This is a genomic window from Acidithiobacillus sp. TH-A36 (genome assembly GCF_057473445.1).
In genome coordinates, this window is sequence record NZ_JBYCKP010000525.1 from 1 (window position 1) to 3307 (window position 3307).

A 3307-nucleotide genomic window follows, 5' to 3' on the forward strand; every position below is an offset into this window, starting at 1 on the left:
AGAAGGCGTTGCTGTTGGGCCACGGCCTGCTGGACGTCCTCGGCCTGGCGGCGCAGGCGGATATCGGGATGCCGGCGAATGACGCCAACACCCGTACAGGGCGCATCCAGGAGAATGGCGTCATACGGTTCACCATTCCACCAGCTTTCCGGATCACCCGCATCGGCAGCCTGCAGATGGGCGATGGCCCCCTGCCGGAATAGCGCTTCCCGTAATTTCTGGAGGCGTTCTGCAGAGCGGTCCAAGGCATCCAGACGGCGTGCGCCCAATGCCCAAAGATGCGCGGTTTTTCCTCCCGGTGCAGCACAAGCATCCAGTATTCGTTCTTCGGATTGGGGAGCCAGAATGTGCGCGGCCATCTGGGCCGCCGCATCCTGCACGGCCACCCAGCCCGCGTCCCAACCCGGAAGCGTGGCGACCGGAATGCTTTCGGGAAGACAAAGGGCGGCGTCACTCCAGTCCACTCCATGACAGGACAAACCTTGTGCCAGCAGCAACTCGCGGTAGTTTCCCGGGCTGACCCGCTGCGTATTGACGCGCAGCCAGAGGGGTGCGGGACGATTGTTGGCGGCGGCTATGGCTGGCCATTGTTCGGGATAGGCTTCCCTGAGGCGCGCGGCCAGCCAGGCCGGATGACCCAGATCAGGATCCGCTAGTTGCGCTTCCAGGGCTTCACGTTCACGCAGAAAGCGGCGCAAAACCGCATTCATCAGACCCTTAGCCCAGGTTTTCTGGAGGGTTTCGACCATCTCCACCCAATCGTTCACCACCGCAAAAGCGGGACGCTGGCCATGCCGCAATTCAAAAAGTGCCAGATGCAGAAGAAAACCCAGATTCTGGTCTTCTTCCCGCCAGCTTTTGCGCAGCAGTAATCCGGATAATTTCTGCAGCAACAGATATTCCCGTAAGGTTCCCAGCACCAGCCATTGCAACGTGGCGCGCTCCGGGCCGCTGACTGTCGTAGCGGCCAGGGCCTGATCCACTTTTTCTCCTTCATCCACGGCTTGCAATACCTTGATGGCCGCTTGCCGCAGCAGGGTTCCGCCGGGCATGCCGGGGTCTCCATGGTGATTTGGTTTTTTACTCATCCCAACTTTTCTCCCTGTGCAGGATGATACCCACGGATGAAATCTCCCGCGCTGAGTTTTCCCTTGCCCGCCGGTTGCAAAAGCAACAATTCGAGTTGCCCGTCACCACAGGCTACCGTGAAACTCTCCTTGTGGATGGCGGTGATGCTTCCTGGCGCAATATCCACCGTTGTCGCTATCGGTCTGGATTGCCAGACGCGCAGTCCTTTCTCCCGAAACAGCGTATGCGCAATGGGGCTGGGATTAAAGGCACGCACCTGACGGTCCAGCGTTGCAGCGGGAAGCCGCCAGTCCAGCAAGGCTTCTTCTTTCTTCAGCTTACGCGCGTAGCTTACCCGGCTTTCATCCTGAACCAGGGCTGTTGCGGTCCCTGCCCACAGCGCGTCCAGGGCCTGCCGCAAGGCGGCTTTGCCGAGAAGTGCCAGACGATCATGGAGGCTGGCCGCCGTGTCTTCAGGATGTATGGGACAGGTAAGTACGTTCAGCACCGGTCCAGAATCCAGCCCGGCTTCCATTTGCATAATGGCCACCCCGCTTTCCGCGTCTCCGGCAGCAATGGCGCGGGCAATGGGGGCGGCACCACGCCAGGCGGGTAACAGACTCGCGTGGACATTAATGGCGCCAAGGCGGGGTGTATCGAGAACTGTCTGCGGAAGTATCTGTCCATAGGCCACGACAATCAGGAGATCCGGCTGCAGGCTGCGCAACAAATCAAGAGCCTCGGGAGTTTTGCAGGACTCCGGCTGAAAAACCGGAATACCCGTCTCTCTGGCCAATTGCTTGACCGGGCTTTCCTGCAGATGGCGGCCGCGCCCGGCAGGCCGGTCGGGCTGCGTCAACACCCCTACCAGAACTTCCGGACCGGCCAGTAATTCTTCAAGAACAATGCGGGCGAATTCGGGAGTTCCCGCAAAAACAATGCGTTTACTCACCCTGACGCACCCGCTTTTCCGCCTTGCGACGGATCAGATTCTGTTTCAGGCGCGACAGATGATCCACAAACAAGGTGCCATTGAGATGATCAATTTCATGCTGTATGCACACCGCCAGCAGGCCATCAGCTTCGAGTTCGATGAGTTTCCCCTGCACCGTCGTTGCCCGCAGGGTAATTTTTTCGGCCCGCCGAACCGTTTCCAGAACACCGGGAACCGACAGACAACCTTCTTTCATTTCTTCCTCGCCACTATGGGCGATGATCTCGGGGTTCACCAGGACCATCAAATCATTGCGATTTTCAGAAACATCCACGACAATCAGGCGTTGTCCGGCGGCCACCTGAGGAGCCGCCAAACCGATCCCCGGAGCATCGTACATGGTTTCCGCCATGTCATCGGCAAGCTGCTGGACCTGCTTGTCCACCCGGACAATAGGCTTCGCCATATTCTTGAGGCGCTGATCGGGAAATTCGAGTATTTTCAGGAGCGACATTTTTACCACCAAATTAATGAAGGGCTATCCGGCAAAAAACGTATCTTGGACTAATACTATCCCCTGCGGAAGTCCAGCGGAGATCATTACATGCACAACCACATATGGCGCAACCTTGTTTTTACCCTCGGCCTGAGCGCCCTGGCTCCGGTAATGGCCCAGGCGGCGCCTGCCGGGATTCAACTGCGCACACAACAAGGTTATACCGTAAAACCTGGAGATACCCTCTGGAGCATTGCCGGCCATTTTCTGGTTCACCCCTGGCAGTGGCCACAGATATGGCACAAAAATCCCTACATTCAAAACCCCAACCTGATTTATCCCGGCGATCGCATTGTCATCCACTATGGGGCCAATGGTGAACCCGAACTGGGTCTCGCATCGTCTTTCAGTGAAAACGGAAGCCATTTTGTGGAGCTGCGTCCACAAATGTCGAAAGAGGCTGTACCCTCGGTTTCTGCTGGTGAAGTGATGCCCTTTCTCGGTACTCCCGGAGTAATCGACAGTAAAAAAGTCTTCGCGCAACTGCCTTATCTGGCTGCAGCCGCCAAGCAAAGACCCACCTATGTAACCGGAAATACGCTCTACACGGTTGGACTGGAAAAAGCCCAAGTTGGCAGCCGCTACCAAGTCGTCACCCTGGGACCGGAGTTATTCCAGGCCAAAACCCATCGTTCTTTAGGCTATGCTCTGGAAGACCTGGGGCAAGTGACGGTCACCCAGAGTGGTCATCACGCTGCGGTGCAAATCACCAAACTCCGCAAAGAAATTGATCTTGGTGCACGCCTGGT

The 3307-nt window shown here is 57.4% G+C and carries 4 protein-coding genes; 1 reads left to right on the forward strand and 3 read right to left on the reverse strand.

What is annotated here, in order from left to right; translation table 11 throughout:
* From AC2VLY_RS13380 to def, 3 genes are all read right to left on the reverse strand, one after another.
* Window positions 1-1088 (reverse strand): transcription antitermination factor NusB (locus AC2VLY_RS13380; RefSeq protein ID WP_486922437.1); only part of this gene is annotated, 1088 nt, incomplete at its 3' end.
* Window positions 1085-2020, reverse strand: coding sequence for a methionyl-tRNA formyltransferase (fmt, locus tag AC2VLY_RS13385; protein ID WP_486893140.1), 936 nt, complete (start codon window positions 2018-2020; stop codon window positions 1085-1087). The genes AC2VLY_RS13380 and fmt, both read right to left, overlap by 4 nt.
* On the reverse strand, window positions 2013-2516 hold the full coding sequence (gene def, locus AC2VLY_RS13390; RefSeq protein ID WP_300253007.1) for a peptide deformylase: 504 nt from the start codon (window positions 2514-2516) through the stop codon (window positions 2013-2015). The genes fmt and def overlap by 8 nt, the downstream gene beginning before the upstream one ends.
* A 90-nt stretch (window positions 2517-2606) precedes the next feature.
* Between def and AC2VLY_RS13395 the strand changes: the two genes are divergently transcribed.
* The coding region (locus tag AC2VLY_RS13395) for a LysM peptidoglycan-binding domain-containing protein (protein ID WP_486893139.1) at window positions 2607-3307 on the forward strand (701 nt) is incomplete at its 3' end.

Bases quoted from the DNA above. Each gene is read 5' to 3' on its own strand.
- def (WP_300253007.1), bottom strand. From the start codon at position 2,516: ATGTCGCTCCTGAAAATACTCGAATTTCCCGATCAGCGCCTCAAGAAT.